Source organism: Oribacterium sp. FC2011 (assembly GCF_000701645.1).
Classification (GTDB): Bacteria; Bacillota; Clostridia; order Lachnospirales; family Lachnospiraceae; genus Oribacterium.
On record NZ_JNJM01000026.1, the window covers coordinates 1 to 19,956 of the forward strand.

Sequence of the window (19,956 nt, forward strand, 5' to 3'; positions counted from 1 at the left end):
TGTCCTTAGTACGAGAGGACCGGGATGGACTGACCTCTGTTGGACCTGTTGGAGATCAACTCCAGTGCAGGGTAGGCATGTCGGGACTGGATAAACGCTGAAGGCATCTAAGCGTGAAGCCACCCTCAAGATGAGATATCCCATCGTTAAGAGTAAGACCCCTTGAAGACTACGAGGTAGATAGGGCTAAGCTGTAAGTGCTGTAAAGCATTCAGGTGATAGTTACTAATAGGTCGAGGGCTTGTCCAAAAAGGCTGGAAAGGTTAGAGGTTTAGATGGATTACTGGGAATGATTCATAAATGGTATGCTGTTTTGAAGGTACGATACTTCATATAAATATTCCTTCATAGCTCAGTCGGTAGAGCACGCGGCTGTTAACCGCGGTGTCGTTGGTTCAAGTCCAACTGGAGGAGTTATGCCGGTATAGCTCAGTTGGTAGAGCAACTGATTTGTAATCAGTAGGTCTTCGGTTCGAGTCCGAATCCCGGCTTTTGAAACAGGGTATAAGCCCTGTTTTTTTAGTATAACGGACATGCCGTCAATCTGTGGTGAAAGTCTACAATATCACTTTTGTTTATCGTAATTATATAAAAATATAATTTGTCGATAATAATTTTAGGTAAATGTAAGAAATGGATTATTTTATAATCCGGCTTTTTATTTTCTTTAGCCTCCCTTATCGATATGTCTTCAGTTTGTGTTTATTTGAATGTATGGATATTAAAAATATTCAAGAAGTTTATATCGTAGATCTTCTGGGTGTAATGCTCATGATAGGTGTATTAGCCAGCAGATACCATGGCAGTAGTAGAAATCGCTGCAATCGGTATCTATTTTGGCTGTCTGTTGTCATTACAATATCCTGCATTACTGATACTATAGTTAATTCTTTAGGTGTATATGAAATCACTGCCTATAGGTTTGTCGCCTACATAGGGTATTTCTGGCTGTATTTTTCGATAATGATCATTGGACCTTTATGGGTGCTGATAATCGAACAGCATATAAATCAAAATCCATCTAAATTATTGAAATCTCTGATTAATTATATATCGCTAATAGGTGTTGCAGGACTTGTGATAAATCTATTCATCCCTGTTATCTTTATTATTGATTCATCATGTAAGTACTATAGGGGACAATATTTCTGGCTATATATAGGTTATGCCCTGTTTTTCTTTTTTATCGGAATTTTGGTTTATGTCAGAGGACTCAGGCATTCAGGATTTAAGACATTTTTCCCTGTATTTCAATTCTTTTTCCCAATTATTATTTCTCTTGTTTTGCAATTGTTATTTACCGAAATATCTATTATATGGTCCGGGTGCGCTGTAAGTGTTGTTTTAATGTTTATTAATTTACAAAATGAAAATATTTGTATAGATAAACTTACCGGATTATATAACAGATATTATTTGGATCGTTTCAGTCATTGTTTTGAAAAGCTGGGAAGCTTTTGCTTTATGATGATGGATATCAATGGGTTTAAACATATTAATGATAAATATGGCCATTCTGAAGGGGATAATGCCTTGCTAATGGTGGCTGATGCAGTACGTACATGCGTAGGTTCCGGCGGAAGTGTCATACGTTATTCCGGTGATGAATTCATCATTTTATTGAATACTTCAGAATCAGTTGTTGCAGACAAATGTATCGAAGGCATTAATAAAAATCTTGAAAATGCAAACAAGTTTAGCAAGCATCCTTACGATGTATCTGTTTCTATCGGTTATGATTTTTTTGACATGAAACAGATAGAACTGGATAAACTGTTAGAAGTTATAGAAGGAAAAATGCACGAAGAAAAAAGGAAATATTATATGGCGCATGATCGTAGAAAAAATCGAGTTGAATAATAAATATAGATTATTTTGAATTCTATTAAACCGCTCTAATCCGGTATCAATTCTAAGAACTGATACCGGATTAGAGCGGTTCTTTTGATAAAAAGACTATATACGGATTATACTTAGTTATTCAAGGTTAGCGTGGCTTCCATGATTGGAAATCGTTGGTTTTAACGAAATACGAAGATTACAGCAATCATTACCAGTAAAAATACTAAATTATATACAGTGAAAACGGTGATGTATTTTTTCGTATCTGCATTTTCTGTTTTTACATATTGCTTAAACGAGATAAGGCTTGCCATTGAGGCAATGAGTGTTCCAAGTCCGCCGACATTGGTTCCGATGATAAGCTTCGATATGTCAGATGTAAAACCGGAACATAATATTGCTGCCGGAACGTTGCTGATGAACTGACTTAAAATGATAGAAGTGCTGATTTCGTGTGAGTTCACAATGGTATGAAGCATATCATTCAAGGCAGGTATCCTCTTAATGTTTCCTATAAATATAAACAGAAAAACGAAAGTCAGGATCAGAGAATAGTCCGGCTTAAAAATTATTTCGCGGTCAAATATAAGAACAGAAGCTAAAATAATCAAGAGGCCTGCCTGATAAGGAATAACATGAGCAACCACAAGTATAGACAATAAAAAGGAAACAGAATACATGAGTATAAGGTTCCTGTCATGTGTGGTTCTGGAATATGTTGTTTTTTCTGTCAGGGCAATGTTCTTTTTATCGATACAGAAAATGCAAAAAATAAAGAGTACGATGGCGGCTGCTATGCTGTAGGGAAGCATTAGCATGATAAATTCGCCTATGACCATATTTGATAATGAATATAAATACAGATTTTGCGGATTCCCAAGGGGCGTGAGCATGCTTCCCAGGTTTGCGGCTATGGTTTCAAGCACGATGGTATTGATAAACAGATCTTCTCTGTTGGCAATCGATAATGTGATAATTGAAAATGGCACAAATGTCAGCAAAGCCACGTCATTTGTAATGAACATGCTGGAAATAAAGCAGAGTGCCACAAAGATGATGATCACTCCTCTCGAAGAGCTCATCTTGTTTACAAGGAATTCACCTATTTGTTTGAATACATTCTGTTTCTGGAAACCTGCCATGGTTATCATCAGGGATAGAAGGATAACCAGGGTTCTGTAATCAATATAACTAAAGTAAAGGCTGTCGGGACAGACAAAAAAACATGAAACTGCAGCCAGCATCATTGATATAACAAGTACTATTTCTTTCTTAATAAAAATCTTTAATTTGTCCATAGAATTTATCCTCATTCAAGACCACAGATTTTAGCGGTATATTTCTGAAATACAGATACCAGTTTTATTAGGCATCTGTTAACGCTGTTTTTTTATATATTATCTGACATTGAAATCAATTTATTCGGATTATTTTGAATCGAACATTTTTCAAACAATTGGCATATAAAAAAGCTTTGTATAGTATTGCACAGTATAATCGATTAATCTACAAGAGGTTTTTGAATTAACAGGTTTTCCGTGACACAAAAGATGGGATACTGATTAAAAATGACAATTATAAAGATGGATTTAAACAATATAAAATAAAAATAAATTCTGTAAAAATACAATTGACGGAAAATATTTCGCATGTTATTATTCTTTTACAAGAAGATTTGAGATACTCATAATTGTTCAATAGTTGGAAATATGAATTGAGTTTAGATTTTTGAGTGTTGATTTGATTTCGGGGTATCGTATCTTCTTTGTACATAAAATATATAGAATGTGAGGTTATTTATGAGAAGACCACACGAAAGGATAAGGCCTTAGCATCTGAAGCGCATAGATGCTAGGGCCTTTGACTTTTTGGTATACGGTTTTATGTGCTGTTTTTATGAAATGGTGGCGAAATGGTAATCAGTGTGAACTAAAAAGGTTTTCAGGATATAAATACCTGATTCTTTTAAATCATATTTATAAAACCTCTTGTTTTAATCGATATTAATGTTGTAAACATTGTTGTTTTTTCAGGTTTTAACATGAGATTTTTGACTTTCCAACCCTATGACTGGCTCGAAACAACTGTCGATAAGGCGATAAACAGGTATCTGGGATTTGATGCGGTTTATTGTGTTAATGCTGACTATATGGATGTTGCATTTATTAATGCATTTCTTATAACTCCATCTATACCTGAAATCGCCATTTATTTTGAAACGGAAGATTTTTATATGATCGACAAGGTGGAGCAGGAGAAGTCTGTCATATTTACGGAAAAATGTGATTTGGGTGTTGCATCGTCTGAAAGCTACAAGGAGATAGCAGGGGAATGGAACATTAGTCTGAAAAAGTATATCAATACATATTATCCGTATAAATTTGAATATCTTGTAGATAAAAGACGTATCCGGGAAAAGGTTATAATCGATATATGTGACAGAGTGTCTAAGTCATTTGGAGACAGTGATCAAAGTAAAAAGAATGATTTGGACGATAGCATTATGGATTTTCAGATGAACTCATGGGAATTCAAGAAGAATAATCCAGAAAAATTCAAAAAAATTAATGATGTAGTTCTTCTCAGAGGAGCCACAGCGCATAAATATCTGAACAGCTATCGATATAATGAATTGTTTTTTGAAGATTATAAGAAGCATTTCAAAATAAGAAAAAAAGATACCGTAATCTCAGGAAAAGGAATAATTGACAATAAAAAGGATGTGTATGAGCTTCAATGCAATTATTACAATAATCCAAGTGATCAGACACTGAATCGATTTTGTAGTTTCCTAAAAGAAATTATTCATACAACTTAAGATGTTTTAAACTGTTGCAGGCACACATTTGAAACTGATGATGCAGAATCAAATGTGTGCCTTTTAATTGTGAAAATTATTTTTATATATTATAATATTATAGAATTATTTATTATTAAAGTAAGGTTTATTCCGTATATTACGGCAATAATCAGCCATATTTCAGGTGCAGGTATAATTTTCAAAAAGCGGGTAATATGTTTTTTAGAAGACTAACAATAAACGGAGCGGGGAATATGAAACATTATAAAAATCTTATGAGTGCTTTGGGAGATGCAATGCCGGTATGTCTCGCGTGGAGACTGGCAGGAACAGACGACAATTTTTTTAATGCGAGGGATTTGTTTGCATTTGCATTGTCTGACGAAGAAGAGGAAGGAAGCCTGAAAGAAGGGCAGTTCTATGTTGTTTCGACAGAAGGTGCCATCGGAATATCCTCAGGATATGAGTATTTTGTCAGATGGTTGTTTATCCCTCTTGAAGGGAATACATATGATAAGGAAGTGGTGCGTCTTAAGCAGGAATTAGAAAATGATATGCAGCCACAGACGCCATCTGAGAGTGTTCAGCCGACACAGGGCATGGGACAGCCAAATATTCCTCCACAGGGTATACCGTATCCAAATATGCCGGCACAGGACATGGGACAGACAAACATACCACCGCAGAGTATGCCATATTCAAATATGCAGTCACAGGATATGAGACAGACAAACGTACCTCCGCAGGGTATGTCATATCCAAATATGCAGGCACAGGATATGGGACAGACAAACGTACCGCCACAGGGTATGTCGTATCCAAATATGCAGGCGCAGGGCATGGGACAGACAAACGTACCACTGCAGGGAATGGCACATCCAAATATGCAGGCGCAAGGCATGGGACAGACAAATGTACTTCCACAGGGCATGCCGTATCCGAATATTCAGACGCAGAGCATGGGACAGACAAATGTACCTCCACAGGGTATGCCGTATTCTAATATGCAGGCGCAGGGCATGGGAAAGCCAAACGTACCGCCGCAGGGAATTCCTCAGCCCGGAGAGCAGCCTCGTATCATGCCTAAGAACGATCAGCGGCTGTTCTGTCCACAGTGCGGATACCAGCTGGGTCCGAATTCGCGGTTCTGTCCCGGATGCGGGGCTTCCGTACCCAGGTAACTATACGCGGTATCTATCGTAATATGTTCAAACCGGAGGGAATATAGATGTTTCAGAACCAAAACAATAATTCCGGTCCCGGATACCAGGGTGGACAAAATATTGATCCCAGGCATCAAAACGGACAAAACAATAATATAAATTCCGGGAATCAGAACTGGCAAAACAGTAATATTGGCTACGGATATCAGGGCAGTCAAAACAACAATAATCCGGGATATCAGAACGGACAGTACAATAGCAATCCCGGTAACCGGCAAGCCAATAATGGTGTTGCCGGAAATCAAAATATACAAAGAAGTATTAATGATCTGAGATTCCAGGAACCTACATTTCGGCAATATTGTGCAGATCCGAAAGCCCCCAGATCATATATGGCTTTGATTAAGGCAGAGATAAAGCAAAGGATAACGGGATTTTTCAAGAATCTGCCCGCAATGCTGGTGATGATGTTGGTCGTTACAATAGCGACCACTATTTTCAATGTTTATTTCTGGTCTGTGATTAATGATACCATGTGGGCTGGAAGAGGCCCATGGGGAAGTCTTTCTTTTATTCCATACCTTATCGGAGGAGGAGTATATTCAGGCTCAGCCTATAAAGGGGTTACTCCTTTTGAAACTGCCGGCCTTTCACTGACCGGCAATCTTGTAGCTCCACTGACCTTCGCGCTTGGCCTATTGTTTCCCAGACTGCTCATGAGAAGAAAACAGGGTGGTTCCAAAGCCATATCCGAAGATTTCTCAAGTGCCATACCCATGAGGGATCATTATGAGAAGGCATTGGGCGTGCAGCCGAATCCGACTGCAAATAAAACAAATTCAGGCCCGGGGACAGGAATGCCCAAAAATCAGGGAATGTCTTACAATCAAGGTATGCCTAATAATGGGATGCCATATAATCAGGGAATGCAAAACAACCAGGGCATGCCCAACAATCAAGCCATGTCTGATGGACAGAGGATGGCAGAAAATGCAAAAGAGTTAGCCACCACCAACGGTTATATAGATCTCTCAAATCTTTCCAATAATATTTATATGCGTTTAGGACTGTGCTGCGCTGTGATTTTCGGATTCATAATCAGAAATCCTTTTGCAGTACCTGTGTTTGCTGTACTTTTATATTTTTCTTTTGGACAGGGAGGTCAAAGTGATATCGGATATCTGTTTTTCCGCTTGCGTTCAGCAGACGGCAGACTTCACAATGGCAGTAAAACTAAAGTACCTTTGTTTTCCGAAGGCATGCTGATCATGTATTATATGGCCGTAGGTTTGTTTATGTACTCGGCTATTAATGTCATACTATGGTTTCTGTTTAATTATAATTTTTATTTCCGTTTTCTTGTAAGTGCCGGTCTTGTTGCGGCGATCTTTGTTCTGGGAGGCGGAGGCAGCAAGCAGGCCATGAATATGATTCCGATGATGATCGTAGTGGCTTTTGGGGCAATGCTTTTTAACTGCATTACTGCATTCGCGGATGATAACGGATGGTCCGAATCGGGAAGGACATTAAGTGGCCTCATGCATAATAACGGATTCCCAAAGTCCCTCGGAAGTTCCTTTTTACCACCGTTCTTCTGGGATTTGGCTATCCTGTTTGGGTGGCCGATCATTCCACCAATGCCGCCTGGAATAATAGATTATATACCACCGGAGCCGGTTCCGCCTGCACCGTCTCAGAATCCATATGATTTCCCTGAAAGGCCGAAGGAATGGAGCCTTAATGATGAAGGCGATGTAAGCTTCGTAAATCCTATAACGGGAAAGCGAGAGAAGTATGGTCTCGTAGGTTATGATGAAAATGGTAACCCAAGGTATATAGGTGAGAATGGTAATTATTATGACCTTGAAGATCTGCTTATAAGCTATGATAATGCTACCTCCAATACACAGTATTACCAGGATGCCAACAAAGGCCTTCAGGAATGGCTTGAAAGACAGCGTATAGAGAATTCCAAGCTTTCCAGAGATGGCATGCAGTACCTTGAGGATAAATGGAAATGGGAAGCTCAGCAGGCAAAGGAAGAAAGAGAAGCTGAGCAACTCTTCAAGATGTGGCAGAAATACGGTGGCGAGCTTGATAATAAGGAATCCATCATGAAGGCCATGGAGAAGGCCATAGGAGAAGCTTGGAAGGATGCGGAAAAATATAAAGCCGATGGTGAATACTGGGACAAGATGACAAAAATCGCGGAAGTAACCGAGAAGGTTGCTGACTATAGTCTGACCGGACTTTCCTATGTTACCGGTAATACTAAAATCAAGGATATATACGACATAACAAAGAAGTATGCTTCCAATATGAGTCAGGCATATGCTGACGGCAAGGGCGCCGAAGGGATGGGGAAGGCTTTCCTTTCGACCTCTGCAGAAATGTGTATTGACAAAGCAGCAGGAGTTATGGGCGGAGATGGCTGGCATTGGAGTGCTAAGCTTACCGGAAAAGTAGGCGGCGAAGTATCAAAACAGGTTTGTAAGAATCTTGAGCAGGGAAAGAAATGGAACGACGGTCTGGAGAAGGCAGCGTTTAACGGAACTGTTGATTATGTGACAGATAAGATGGATAAGATTACAGGTGGAGCATCCGGTGAGGCTGCCAAGAAGGTCTGGTCCAACCTTGAAGAAGGAAAGGATTGGAGTGACGGAGTTGGTTCTGCGGCCTTTAACGGAGGCGTCAAGGGTGGAATTGATCATCTGGCTGATAAGGTCAAAGATATGCAGAAAGAAAACCGTATGGAAACCTTTAAGAATGATACTGCCAATATGGCAAGAGCCGAACAGAACGGAATGTCTAAGAAAGGTCTTGAGTCCCTGGAGAAATTAAGAAATGATACATGGGTTGAGAATAAGAAGGCAGAAGAAGCATTTGGACTTGTCACTGATGCTATAAAAAATGAATCTAAGGATATTTATGACAAGGTTACCGGAGAGATGGGCAAGTACGAACGCGATCTTACCAAGGAACACAATGAAAAAATGCTGAAGGATCTTGCCAACAGAAAGGCGGAGAATGCAAGGCTTGCTGAAGAAAGAAAGATCCAGGAATACAGAGATGCCATCAGAAGCAATGCACAGCAGCCACTTTAAAAGTATCCAGGAGTTTGTATCAGGTTTTCTATGAAAACCTGATATGCAGCGTCAGCCGAAGAAGAAGTAGAATTTCAACCGGGTGACGTTCCCAAAAAAGAGAGGACGGTTATGGAAGGATATAAATCATTCAGGGAAGCTGTAGAGAGCGTTAGCTCCGTGGCAGGTCCCTGGCAGGATATCTCCACGGGAGCATGGCTAAGCATTGACGACCTTCGTGAAATGGGAAGGGTGTATGATGAAACTACTGAACCAAGCGGGTGGCTCTATTTTGTGACCTTTGAAGAATCCGGTGAGATCTGTCTTGCAAACACCTGCACAAAAGAAATTAATTTTCTCTTTGTGCCGGAGGGAAGCAAGTATCTTGAACTTATCGGGGCACAGGAAAAACGAATTTACGAGATACGGCAGGCACTGGTACCGGTAGCATATCAGATGGTAATGGACAAGCTGGAAGAGATGCACGATGATCCTGAGAAATTTGTTGCTGCATTTGAAAGGGATTCGGAAATGCTTGCTGAAGATATTATTTATCGTGCAGGGCATTTCATGAAACCGGGGTCGAACCCTGTCAACGGAGCAGAAATCAGGGATGAAGATGCAGCAAAAGTATATAGGATGCTTAGAACCCCTGGGCTTGCAATGAAAACAGCGGCAACAAGAAACGAAATTAGGAATTCTTCGGAGCCGTTGATCGAAACGAATACTCAAACGGTTTTGGAACGTTTGGACTATTGCGGAATGAATTAACATTAGCCCCGGTCTGTTTGCAAAGAGAAACTAAAAAACATTATCAATAAAAAAGTTGGACAGATAGGTTTGTAAATGCCGTATATCAAGGCTAAAAAAACAATATATTGGGGAGGAAGGAAAAATGAAAATAATCGGAATCAGAGGAATGTTTGCGGCAGGACTGGTTGCTGTATTGCTGACAGGATGTGCGGGCAATACAACAAAAACTGAGACTGAAGGAGTAAAAACCGAAGCGGCAAAAGCCGGGACAGAAGCTCCAAAGCCTGAAACAGAAGCTCCAAAGCCCGAAACAGAACCTCCAAAGGGTTCAGGCGAAGTGAATATCTACACCGCCGTGGATCAGGTGCATTCAGAAAAAATCTTCAAGGAATTTGAAGAAGCCACCGGAATAAAGGTGAACCCTGTATATGATCTTGAAGCAAATAAAACCACGGGACTAACAAACAAGATACTCATGGAAATGGAGCATCCGGTGTGTGATGTATTCTGGAACAATGAATTTGCCCAGACCATAGAACTCGAGAAACAGGGAGCATTGGCACCGTATGTTTCGCCTGTAGCTTCTGATATTCCTGATGCCTATAAAGATAAGGACGGGTACTGGACGGCCTTTGGCGGAAGAGCCAGAACCTTGCTTGTGAACACGGATCTTCTCGAAGAAAAGGATTATCCGGCATCAATATTTGACCTTACAAATGGGAAATATGAGGGAGATCAGATAGCTATAGCATACCCCATGTTCGGTACCACTCGTACTCAGGCGGCTGCCATTTATGCAGCTATCGGTGCAGAAAAGGGCAAGGAATTCTTTCAGAAGCTTAAGGACAGCGGAGTACAGGTAGTGGACGGAAATTCCGTAACCAAGGACATGGCTGCTGCCGGTCAGGTTAAGATAGGTTATACCGACACTGATGATGCCAAGGAAGCTTTGGAAGATGGTGCTCCCGTTGAAATGTGTTTCACCGATCAGGAGGAGGGAGGCCTCGGCAACCTGATCACCCCCAATACCGTAGCCATGATAAAGGGCGCTCCCAATGAAGATAATGCAAAGATATTCATTGATTACATTATCTCTCTGGACATGGAGAAGGAGCTTATCGATATGGGATTCTTTGATCTGTCCATAAGACCGGATGCACCGGTCGAGGGCCTGAAAGTCAAAGGTATGAATGTAAACCTTGTGGAAGTATATGATATGCTGGAGACAGCAAGCAATGACATGCAGGAAATATTTTCAGTACAGTAAAATCACAACAGTATGCCTTGTGTATATGCTGCTTACTTTTCTTCCCGTAATCTGCTTTATGATTTCGGGAAGACTTGAGGGAGAAGTCTCTCTAAACGCTCGCAGGGCAGGATTGATGGTCAATTCTTTCGTGATAGCATTTTTCACTGTGGCGATCTGCCTTATGATTTCGGTTTTTGCGTCACTGTGGATTTATACGGAATTTAGCAGGCGGTCGCTGCTGCGCTGGTTTTTTCTCACACTGGCGCCGGTACCGCCATATATTTATGCACTTTCGTACATGAATTTTCTCAGGTTCATGGGAAGATACTTCCCGGAGGTTTTGAGATACAGAATGGCAGGAATATTTCCCTGTGTTGTGGTGGAGACCTTCGTATACCTGCCTTTTGCCTGTGCAGCGGCACTTATCGCTCTTGATCAGGTTAATGAAAAGGAATGGTCCGCAGCTTTGTTATTTGACAATGCAGACAAAGTCTTTTTCAAAGTGATATTCCCAAAACAGCTCCCCTGGCTTCTGGCCATCGGTGCTATCATATTTGTTTTATCCATCACAGATTATTCAATACCGTCACTGTTTCAGGTTAATGTTTATTCCATGGAGATATTCAGCGATTACTCGGCGGCGGGACAGAGTGTACATTCTTTGTATCTTTCTTTTCCGCTAATGCTTACATCTGCTGTTGTAATCATATTTTCACTTCTGCCTTTGAAGAATATTTCCTATACCATGAAGGCTGAGACAGGGATAAAACCTGCTTATTCAAAGTGGCTGAAGGCGGCAGGAGTGACTGCTGTTTTACTGACATTACTTCAGATCATTCTTCCGATTATTTCATTTATTCCTTCTATGCAGAATTTGGGCGATGATCTGATTTCGGCATCTTCAGAGCTATGGAATTCCTGTATTTCCGGGCTGATTGCTGTGCTTATCCTGACTGTGCCCTCGGCGGCAATGGCATTGCTGCTCTCAAAAGATGATATGAGCTTTAAAACCATTGTCTGGGTGATTGCCGTGCTTCCCTTGTGTATTCCGGGGGTTTTGACTGGCATAGGAGTTTTGAAACTCTTCAGTTCAACGTCTTTATATGTTTTAAGGAACGGAGCATTATTTCCCGGCTTAGGCCTGGCCATACGTTATATGCCATTTGCTGTGCTCATACAATACGGCTGTTATTTAAGGATAGACCGTGACAGGATTCGTGCAGCGAAGCTTCTGCAAAACCATAGGGGCAGTGCATTCCTGAGGGTACAGCTTCCGCTAATGGTGCCGGGACTTATCATTGCAGGCATAACAGTTTTTTTGCTTGCCCTTGGGGATGTGGGGACCTCCCTTGTGCTAATGATGCCAGGAAGGGAACCTATGTCTGTTAAGATATATAACTATCTTCACTATGGTTCCTCAGAGAAGGTGACGGCTTTCTGCATGATGCAGATGGTGGTGAGCCTGGTGATGATGGGAACTGTATGTTCACTTTCAAAGTGGTTTCAAAGAAGAAATATTTCCAATTGGTAATGTGGGTACAGTGGTTAGAATCAGTTTAGTGATTTTTATCTGTGCCTCCTATCGTTTATGAGGGAATGGAGACCAATATGTTCGAGATAAAAGGTATAATAAAAGAATACCCATCAGTAAGGGCTTTGGATAATGTTTCCCTTAGTATAGATGATGGTGAGCTTATATCCATACAGGGAGAGAGTGGCTGCGGTAAATCAACGCTTCTTCAGATTATCGCCGGTATCATAATGGCTGATTCAGGAACCATCACAAAGAATAACGAACCGCTTTCCTGTATTCCTCACAAAAGAGGAGTATCTATGGTGTTCCAGGACAGTTTGTTATTCAATAATATGACGGTAAGTGAAAATATCCTTTTCGGATGTCCTCACAAAGACAGGGAACACAGGGATAAGACTGTCAGGGAACTTGCGGATGCTTACGGAATTGGTGATTTACTTAAGCGCTACCCATATCAGATATCCGGAGGACAGGCCCGCAGGGCTGCTCTTGCAAGAGCCCTTGCCTGTGAGAGAGAGCTTTTGCTGTTGGATGAGCCTTTCTCGAATCTTGACAAAGACTTGAAGGAAAACATTATCAAACGCACCAGGGAGCTCTGTGAGGGAAAATGTTCAGCCATTTTGGTGACACACAGTGAAGCAGAAGCATTGGCGTTTTGTGACAGACACCTATATATGGAAGAGGGCCACATACTGTGAAAACTGCATGTAAGTACTACTTGCGCCGCAGTACTAAGGTGTAGGACTGGAGATAAGTATGAATAAAAAGAGCATATTGATACTTGTAATAATATTCGGACTGCTCATAATTTCAGGTATCGCCTATCAGATCTTAACGAGAAAACCGGTGACGCAAAAGGATGAAGCATTAACGGTACTTATGGCAGGTACGGAAATCTCAGCACTGTTTGACGACGGGGATGAGGTATGGGCAGGTACGGGAGAAGGTGTATTCATTATCAATCGAGATACCGGTGAAACGATAAAAAAGCTGGATCCGGATATACATATGATCTTTTCCGCCATGATTACAAAGACGGAGGACGGTCTCATCTGGGTAGGACATGAGGACGGTTTAAGTGCATTTGACATGGAGTATAATGAGGTATATAGATTCAGTTCCCCTGAAATCCCCCAAGGCCGCGTAAATACACTTCTGGCAGATGAAGACGGTCTCTGGGCAGGAAGTCAGAACGGAGCCGCGCATTTAAGTCTCAGGGAAGGATCCTGGGTTGTGGACGAAATACTGACAACAGAGTCGGGACTCTCAGAAGATGTGGTTCAGGTCATAAAGAAAGTTGGTGATGAACTGTGGTTTGGTTCCTATCTTGCAAGGGAAAAGGGAGGCATAAGCATTTTTTCGGATGCAGGATGGACTTATCTGAATGTTGACGACGGTATTCCCCATAGCTACATAAATGCGATACTTCCGCTTTCAGACACCAAAGTTCTCATTGGCAGCGGTCAGATGATATACGGAGGTTTAAGTATTGCCGAAAAAACAGATGAAAAATGGACTATAACCGCTAACCTGGATCAGAATGACGGTATTCCGGGGATGAAGGTCAGGGACTTGTTCATGGATTCCGCCGGACGGCTCTTTATCACCACAGAAGCGGAAGGAATCATCATTCTTAAGAATCCTGAAGAGCTTAATACTACTCCACTTGAAGGACAGATTCTGAGCCAGGAAAACGGACTTTCAGATAATGAGGTCAAATGCATCATCGAATGTGACAGCTGTTATTTCTTTGGATGCAAATACGGACTGACAAGGTGGGATAAGATTTAAATTTACATATAATCCAGTTGGAAGGATAAAGAGATATGAACAAAAGAGTAATCTTATTCATTACGATGATTTTTTCTGTGATCATTTTATCTGGATTCTCAAGCTGTCATGGACCGCAGTATGAAGAATCTGAAAAAACAGAGATGGAGGAAAAGGGCAGTGCGGTAATGCAGGCCTGGCTGGATGAATACATTCCCGGGTCAAAAGTGCTTTCAGCGGAGGCTTACGTTGAGAGGTATCCCAGTGGTCCCTATTATCTTTCGGATATTGTTGACGGAAGCTTTAATGACGGGGAAATGGACCGGAAGTATGAGGTTAAGATTGAAAACGGGGAAGTATTTCTCGAAGGAGATATGAATTTTCTTACCGAGAGGGTAAAGCCCTATATTCTTGAAGCTCTTAAGCTTTCCGGGAAAAGTCCTGAGTGCAGTTTCAGAGGGTTTAATGTTTCCATGCAGCAGGAGGCAACGCTCTTTCGCAAAGGAAAGGCACATGATGAAAAGTCTGTGGATGTTGAAATGCTTCCGGGAGAACTCGTAATTGCACTGACCGAAGCAGATCCCGAAGGAATGAGGGAATTTCTGAACCGAAATGAAGACGATATCATAAACTGGAATCAGGAGGCATGCGTCCTTATAGATGAATTTGTAAAGAAGTCGGATAAGAGACCTGTGATATGCGTGAAAGGAGACATTACCATTCCCGAAGATTGCGATCTTCAAAAATATAATATGGCTTTTTTTGACAGTCTTAACAAAACGGAAGGACTGTATTTTCGATATGTTTCACTCTGTCAGCATCCCGGAACATTGAAAGAAGATATATTTGCTCCGGATAGCATGGGGCCTTACTACATTGAAGTTACATGCAACGGAAGAAATACCGAATACGAAAGATATGTAAGAAAGCCCTTTGAGGATTTCTTTATAGAATATAAGGAAGAATATTATCGGGAAGAAAGCCGCAACGGCACTATTACTGTTAAAGAGCAGTATAAAAATGATGTGGGACGTCTCAGCATGAACAAGACTGAGAATGGCTATGGATTCAGCTTCAAGGATGATGACTGGTTCATTTTCACGATATTAACTGACGGAAGTTCAAAACTTAATGAACACGAATATACCGATCGCTTCGATCAGGCTGCAAATCTTGGTTCAGGTTCCTATGGGGGCAACCGTTATATTGATCATGAACTTCATTGGAAAAAGAGAGACGATGGAGCTTTGATACTTGCTAATGATGACGGTACTGCAGCGTGGCTGGATAATGCAGATGAACTTATTATAAGGGATTGATAAATACTTGCAATTCTCTCGAAGAAGAATCAATAGAAATGACTATTGAACGACTGTAGGAAAAATAAAAGATATCTTCGTATTTTTTTAGTAATATAATTATGAAAATGAATCGATAGAATAGTAGTGTAAACCGTATAGATGAACTATGAGGAGAAGTGTATGGATATTAATAATTTCAATGAAGACGATTATAGTGAGATGCTCATGGGAATGATCGTAAATGGCGGAGAGGCCAGAGATAATGCTCTGAAGGCAATTCAGGCTGCAAAAAAAGGGAATTTTGAAGAAGCTGATGAATTACTTAAAAATTGTGACGAAACTCTTCTTGAGGCACATCAGATTCAGACCGCTATGATTCAATCGGAAATAAATGGTGAGTATATTCCTATGATGTCTATGATGGTACATGCTCAGGATATTCTGATGGACGCCATGGCCATAAAAGATATGGCAGTTGAATTTGTAGAGCTGTATAAAAGGTTATAGTGAAATTTTGATAGTTCCAGAAAATACACAGACATTAAGGTATGGTAGATGTGCTTTTCTTACGTTTTTCTCTCAGTACTGACATATAATTTCATGTTTAAATAGCATTGCAATATGGGAAAAGGTCTCTGATCAATCGATTGATTAGGGCCCTTTTTTTATGAAAAAATCCGGACCGGAACAAGATTATGGTAGTTGTTATTCAGCTGTTTTTCGCAGGTATGGTCATGATTCCATACATAGTAGTAAAAGGAGGATTCTACGGAGTAAGACTCGACCTGACTACAATCATACTGCTTTTTATCGTAGGACTTGTTCATACAGGAATTGCATATGTTCTCTATTTCGGAAGCATGGATGGATTGAGAGCGCAGTCGGTTGCCATACTTAGTTACATCGATCCGGTTTCTGCATTGTTGTTTTCAGCTTTCCTTTTGAAGGAACCGCTAAATATCGTAGGGATCATAGGTGCAATAATGATTATTGGGTCCGCTGTCATTAGTGAGATGCAGATTGGGCTTCCAAATGGAAAGTAAGTGCATCCAACCTCATAAGTGTGACGGTATTGCACAGGGTCACGATGGAATAAATTATTCTCTTGCACATCGTGAAGCTTCGGCAACAATTAAATATTGCCGAAACATCCGGGCCAACCGGAAATTTCCTATTATCTCTCCTAATCATTTCGTTAAACAAGGGTTTTGCGAAATAATTGTATTATGCAGTTACCTTTATGCAGTTACCTTTGCAAAACTGATAATACCCCGAAATTAAGCATTTACCTTTTCAAGTGACGCTGCATACTGTGTGCATTTTAATTGAAAAACTAAATTCTTATCCTCCTGTATGAGTCAAAATTTTATTGAAATTCAGCTGTTAACTCTCCTTAACCGTGTATGTCTGATATTGCGCTTAACTTCATTTTGGAATATTACATTATATCTTGAATCCAAAATGTTGTTTTCATTTGGATAGACATCCCTTATCTTTCCGATCATTGCTCCACCATCCAAATACACTACTCTTTCACCGATCTTGAAGAGAATTGATTCTGTTATCATCTCTTCAGCACCGCCAGTTACCTTTGCCATCATTTCATCATTAAGCTCTATATTCTTATTATCTGACATTTTGGTTTCCTCCTTGTTATTCTTAGAATCTTCCGTTGATTCTTCATTCCGTTTCTTGATGATTCGACTCTATCATGTCCATATTTCCTTTACAATATTTCCTGTTTATTCGGTTGATTTTCATGTCTATTCGGTCAGAGTTGAGCGTTTGAACGGTAGTTTTAGGGAATTTACGGAGTATTTGATGGATACCAACTATTGACATCTGAAACAGCTACGTTTTTACTACATACTCTTTTCTGAATCTGATAAATATCAAATTTGATAGTCACTGTCTCTTCAAAAATCGTAAATCGACTCAACTGTTTATACAAAAAATATCCAGGCCACACCTTATAGATATGACCTGGATATTCTTAATTTGCTGCCTTGAAATTATAAATCGGCTTCATTACCTCTATCACATCCACTGACTCCTTTATCACATTAATGATGTCATCAAGTGATTTATAAGCCATAGGAGCCTCGTCAATGGTAGCCTCACACACTGAAGTTGTATAAACATCCTTCATGGACTCTCTGTACTCATCCATTGAAAGATTGTACTTAGCCTTGCTTCTGGACATTATCCTTCCGGCGCCATGCGGTGCCGAATAATTCCACTCGGGATTTCCTTTTCCTATGGCAAGAACAGAACCATCCCTCATATTAATTGGGATAAGAACTTTCTCCCCCTTATGTGCGGCAATTGCTCCTTTTCTTAAAATCATCTCATCAGTATTTATATAGTTATGGATTGTATGGAATGCCTCACCGTATGATAGTCCTGTCTTCTCTAAAAGTATCTCCGCCATCTTCTCACGGTTCCTCTTTGCAAAACGCTGACATATCTCTACATCATGTAGATAATCATCTAGATATCTGCCTGTAAGATAACAAAGATCCTCCGGCATTGTCATTGGACCTTCATTATATTTCTTATCATAGAGCTCTTTTAGCGCCGCCTGTATCTCTTTGCGTCTCCCCTGCTCCTTGTAAGTTCTTATGATTTCCTCTCTTGCCTCAAGATACTCTCCGATCCCTTTGTCGAGATCCACAGCAAGTGTCTGATATATCTCAGCCACCTGCTTGCCGAGATTCCTTGATCCGGAATGGATGACAAGATAATTTGTACCGTCTGTTGCCCTGTCGATCTCTATAAAATGGTTTCCTCCGCCAAGAGTCCCAAGGGATCTCTCAAGACGCCTTGAATTCTTGAGTTCCCTGTAGCATCTTAGTTCCGTAAGATCAAACCTCTCGATTCTTCCTTCCCAGACGTCCATTCCGGAAGGTATTGAAAAAGCAGCCATATCAAACTTCTCAAGGTCGATATCCTTTTTCCCGAGGTTAACGGTGTACATCCCGCACCCAATGTCTACCCCGACCACATTTGGTACTGCTTTGTCTTTTATTGTCATTGTGGTACCGATAGTACATCCTTTACCTGAATGTACGTCAGGCATAATCCTGATTTTTGAGCCTTCGGTCATTGGAAAATCACACATTCTTTTTATCTGCTCTATTGCCTCGTCTTCTACAACCTTCGCATAGCAGAGCGCTGTATTGACTTTTCCTTTTATCTCTATTGCTTTCATATCTGTTCCTTTCACATAAAGCCGGAACTATTTATCCCGGCCTTATGAAGATTATTGCTGTATGTGTCTTTCTGTTGTGTTTTAATCTTAACCCAATACTAAGGTGATAAATAGATGCAGATTGAAAGAGCTTTACAACCCCAATTATATATATATTTATAGGATTATTTGTTATAATACCACTAGATTACAACCCCAAATAAGAGAGGTCATCATGACTGAAAAATATAAGATCTATCTTTCTGAAGATACCAGGACAAGACTCATAAATGATGCGGAGCTGTTTGAATTTACAAAAAAAGATGGTTCAGTAAACCTTAATGCCTTTATTAAAACTCTGATAGTGAACTATTTTGATCAGTACCGGCACGACAGTGAACATCTTCTCTTAAACATCACAAATGACCTTAAGAGTATGACATCAATGACGGGCAAAGATGCAGAGCTTTTGGCTGAAAAGATCATAAGTACCTATGTGAAACCCGATGACAGGCACAGCACAAAAAACATTGCCCTAAGTCTTACAGTCAGCGGATCTTCCTATGGAATTATCAGGATCATAGAGAATAACCTGCTGAAGGATACCTCCCTTTCCCAGTATCTGAAGGACATGTTCAAGTCATACCTGTCGATTCCAAGGAGCGAAAGAGAGGCTATCATCTTTAAAGACACCTATGATGATATAAAAAGAGCGCTTAAAGAACACCGGATAATGTCATTCACCAATACTACCTCCGGAGAAGAACAGTCTTACTTTGTTGAGCCCTATGTTATAGCTCCATCAAAAGAAGAACAGTGTAACTACCTTCTATGTAATGATAAGGCTATCCAAAAGCTAAGGACCTTCAGGATTTCAAGATTAAGGAGTGTTTTTGTGACAAAAGACACATTCAGTATTGATGACGGGATCTTAAAGGAACTTAGAGAGAAGGCCATCCGGAGCCCTCATTCAGTATCACCTGATGTGCATGCAGTTGTAAGACTGACGGAATTCGGCATTAAAAAGTTCAAGGTCGTGACCAAGAACAGACCTATCGTTTCAAAGACAGAAGGCGACCTGTATCATTTCGACTGGCCTGAACTGCAGCTCGAGGAATACTTCAAGCGTTTTGGCCGGGATGCTCTGGTGCTGGAGCCGGAGACATTAAAAGAACGGATCAGAAAATACTATTACTACGGGTTAAGGGAATACAGTAAATAAGACTCAGAAACTTGCTTAATTCTTTTTCTTTCTTGTCCATTGTAATCAA

The 19,956-nt window shown here is 40.5% G+C and carries 16 protein-coding genes, 2 tRNA genes and 1 rRNA gene; 16 read left to right on the top strand and 3 right to left on the bottom strand.

Annotated elements, in window-relative coordinates:
• The 4 genes from T357_RS0115830 to T357_RS20540 all read left to right on the top strand — a co-directional run.
• Positions 1-249 (top strand): 23S ribosomal RNA (locus T357_RS0115830); the annotation flags it as partial.
• A 92-nt stretch (positions 250-341) separates the two neighbouring features.
• Positions 342-414: transfer RNA gene (locus tag T357_RS0115835), tRNA-Asn, on the top strand.
• Between the two features lie 4 nt (positions 415-418).
• Positions 419-491: transfer RNA gene (locus tag T357_RS0115840), tRNA-Thr, on the top strand.
• Between the two features lie 223 nt (positions 492-714).
• Positions 715-1,860 (top strand): GGDEF domain-containing protein, encoded by a 1,146-nt coding sequence (locus tag T357_RS20540; RefSeq protein ID WP_197027364.1) that lies wholly within the window; start codon positions 715-717, stop codon positions 1,858-1,860.
• A gap of 161 nt (positions 1,861-2,021) precedes the next feature.
• On the opposite strand, the gene T357_RS0115850 is transcribed toward T357_RS20540, so the two are convergent.
• The gene (locus T357_RS0115850) at positions 2,022-3,140 is read right to left on the bottom strand and encodes an SLC13 family permease (RefSeq protein ID WP_031554745.1); all 1,119 of its coding nucleotides are present in this window, start codon (positions 3,138-3,140) and stop codon (positions 2,022-2,024) included.
• A 743-nt stretch (positions 3,141-3,883) separates the two neighbouring features.
• On the opposite strand from T357_RS0115850, the gene T357_RS0115855 reads away from it, so the two are divergent.
• From T357_RS0115855 to T357_RS0115905, 11 genes are all read left to right on the top strand, one after another.
• Positions 3,884-4,660, top strand: coding sequence for a hypothetical protein (locus T357_RS0115855; RefSeq protein WP_139297933.1), 777 nt, complete (start codon positions 3,884-3,886; stop codon positions 4,658-4,660).
• Positions 4,661-4,896: 236 nt separating this feature from the next.
• On the top strand, positions 4,897-5,823 hold the full coding sequence (locus T357_RS0115860) for a zinc ribbon domain-containing protein (protein WP_031554749.1): 927 nt from the start codon (positions 4,897-4,899) through the stop codon (positions 5,821-5,823).
• 47 nt (positions 5,824-5,870) lie between these two features.
• On the top strand, positions 5,871-8,909 hold the full coding sequence (locus T357_RS0115865) for an MFS transporter (protein WP_031554751.1): 3,039 nt from the start codon (positions 5,871-5,873) through the stop codon (positions 8,907-8,909).
• A gap of 111 nt (positions 8,910-9,020) precedes the next feature.
• Positions 9,021-9,659, top strand: coding sequence for a hypothetical protein (locus T357_RS0115870; RefSeq protein ID WP_031554753.1), 639 nt, complete (start codon positions 9,021-9,023; stop codon positions 9,657-9,659).
• A gap of 124 nt (positions 9,660-9,783) precedes the next feature.
• On the top strand, positions 9,784-10,908 hold the full coding sequence (locus T357_RS0115875; RefSeq protein WP_049962500.1) for an extracellular solute-binding protein: 1,125 nt from the start codon (positions 9,784-9,786) through the stop codon (positions 10,906-10,908).
• Positions 10,877-12,421, top strand: a complete 1,545-nt coding sequence (locus tag T357_RS0115880) for an ABC transporter permease (protein ID WP_031554756.1) — start codon at positions 10,877-10,879, stop codon at positions 12,419-12,421. The genes T357_RS0115875 and T357_RS0115880 overlap by 32 nt, the downstream gene beginning before the upstream one ends.
• A 77-nt stretch (positions 12,422-12,498) precedes the next feature.
• Positions 12,499-13,122 carry an ATP-binding cassette domain-containing protein gene (locus tag T357_RS0115885; RefSeq protein WP_044917204.1) on the top strand — a complete coding sequence of 208 codons (624 nt, stop codon included), beginning with the start codon at positions 12,499-12,501 and terminating at the stop codon, positions 13,120-13,122.
• A 58-nt stretch (positions 13,123-13,180) separates the two neighbouring features.
• Positions 13,181-14,215: a ligand-binding sensor domain-containing protein gene (locus T357_RS0115890; RefSeq protein WP_031554759.1), complete on the top strand. Its 1,035-nt coding sequence runs from the start codon at positions 13,181-13,183 to the stop codon at positions 14,213-14,215.
• A 35-nt stretch (positions 14,216-14,250) separates the two neighbouring features.
• Positions 14,251-15,513, top strand: a complete 1,263-nt coding sequence (locus T357_RS0115895) for a hypothetical protein (protein ID WP_031554761.1) — start codon at positions 14,251-14,253, stop codon at positions 15,511-15,513.
• Positions 15,514-15,675: 162 nt separating this feature from the next.
• Positions 15,676-16,002 carry a PTS lactose/cellobiose transporter subunit IIA gene (locus tag T357_RS0115900; RefSeq protein WP_031554763.1) on the top strand — a complete coding sequence of 109 codons (327 nt, stop codon included), beginning with the start codon at positions 15,676-15,678 and terminating at the stop codon, positions 16,000-16,002.
• A 188-nt stretch (positions 16,003-16,190) separates the two neighbouring features.
• Complete coding sequence (locus tag T357_RS0115905) at positions 16,191-16,538, top strand: EamA family transporter (RefSeq protein ID WP_031554765.1); 348 nt, start codon at positions 16,191-16,193, stop codon at positions 16,536-16,538.
• 333 nt (positions 16,539-16,871) lie between these two features.
• Here T357_RS0115905 and T357_RS0115910 read toward each other — a convergent pair whose 3' ends face one another.
• Together T357_RS0115910 and T357_RS0115915 are read right to left on the bottom strand one after the other, a co-directional pair.
• Positions 16,872-17,132, bottom strand: coding sequence for a hypothetical protein (locus T357_RS0115910; RefSeq protein ID WP_031554767.1), 261 nt, complete (start codon positions 17,130-17,132; stop codon positions 16,872-16,874).
• A 356-nt stretch (positions 17,133-17,488) separates the two neighbouring features.
• Entirely contained in the window at positions 17,489-18,706 is a 1,218-nt protein-coding gene (locus T357_RS0115915; RefSeq protein WP_031554769.1) for an RtcB family protein, read from the bottom strand.
• 214 nt (positions 18,707-18,920) lie between these two features.
• Between T357_RS0115915 and T357_RS0115920 the strand changes: the two genes are divergently transcribed.
• Positions 18,921-19,907, top strand: coding sequence for a WYL domain-containing protein (locus tag T357_RS0115920; RefSeq protein ID WP_031554771.1), 987 nt, complete (start codon positions 18,921-18,923; stop codon positions 19,905-19,907).
• Positions 19,908-19,956 lie beyond the last annotated feature (49 nt).